Source organism: Flavobacterium sp. (assembly GCF_031423415.1).
Classification (GTDB): Bacteria; Bacteroidota; Bacteroidia; order Flavobacteriales; family Flavobacteriaceae; genus Flavobacterium.
Genome location: NZ_JANPFL010000141.1, coordinates 1 through 1,103 on the forward strand (window position 1 = coordinate 1; position 1,103 = coordinate 1,103).

General features: G+C 32.6%; 2 protein-coding genes. One reads left to right on the forward strand and one right to left on the reverse strand.

The window, feature by feature from the left end; genetic code table 11:
* Positions 1-638, forward strand: a 638-nt coding sequence (locus tag RMO83_RS12775) for a glycosyl transferase family 2 (RefSeq protein WP_310560087.1), incomplete at its 5' end; no start/stop codon positions are given.
* A 120-nt stretch (positions 639-758) separates the two neighbouring features.
* On the opposite strand, the gene RMO83_RS12780 is transcribed toward RMO83_RS12775, so the two are convergent.
* A partial coding sequence (locus tag RMO83_RS12780; RefSeq protein WP_310560088.1) for a DapH/DapD/GlmU-related protein occupies positions 759-1,103 on the reverse strand: 345 nt, incomplete at its 5' end.

Sequence of the window (1,103 nt, forward strand, 5' to 3'; positions counted from 1 at the left end):
TTCATGTTTGGCAAGAAGATAACGGTTTTCAGAAAACAATTATTATTAACAAAGCCATAATAAAATCGAATACTGATTATCTAATTTTTACTGATGGAGATTGCATTCCAAGAAAAGACTTTGTAGCCGATCATTTAAAAAATCGTGAAGAAGGTTATTTTCTTTCTGGTGGTTATTTTAAATTGCCCATGAATATCTCGAATTTAATTCAAGAAAACGATGTTATTACCGAAAAATGTTTCGATTTATCGTGGTTAAAATCTAATAAATTAAAAAATAGTTTCAAAAATTTTAAACTCACAAAAAATAAATATTTAGCCAGTTTCTTGAATTGGATAACGCCAACCAAACGCTCTTGGAACGGTCACAACTCGTCAGGTTACAAAAAAGATATTTTAGATATAAATGGTTTCAATCACGACATGCAATATGGTGGTTTAGATCGTGAACTTGGCGAACGATTATTCAACAACGGATTATTGTCAAAACAAATTCGCTATTCTTCTATTTGTTTACATTTAGACCATAAAAGAGGATATGCAACACAGGAAACATGGAAAATCAACAACGATATTAGAGAATTCAACAAAAAAAACAAAGTCACTTTCATTAAAAATGGACTTGATACTCTTTATTAGTTTTCAAATTCCAGTCTCAGTCTTCAGTCTCAGTTTAGCAGTATTATAAATAGAAATTTAACAAAAAAATCCATTTTCGAAAGAAATTGGATTTTTTGATATAAACCTGAAACCTGAATACTAAACCGCTACATCATATTCTCTCAAAGCATCATTCAAACTTGTTTTCAAGTCCGTCGAAGCTTTTCGAGTTCCAATAATCAATGCACAAGGCACCTGAAAATCGCCAGCAGGAAAAGTTTTGGTATAACTTCCAGGAATTACTACCGAACGAGCTGGTACAAAACCTTTCATTTCTATAGGATTTTCTCCAGTAACGTCTATAATTTTGGTCGATGCTGTTAGGCAAACATTTGCACCCAAAACAGCTTCTTTTCCAACACGAACACCTTCTACAACAATGCAACGTGATCCAACAAATGCTCCATCTTCAATAATAACTGGAGCTGCTTGCAAGGGTTCAAG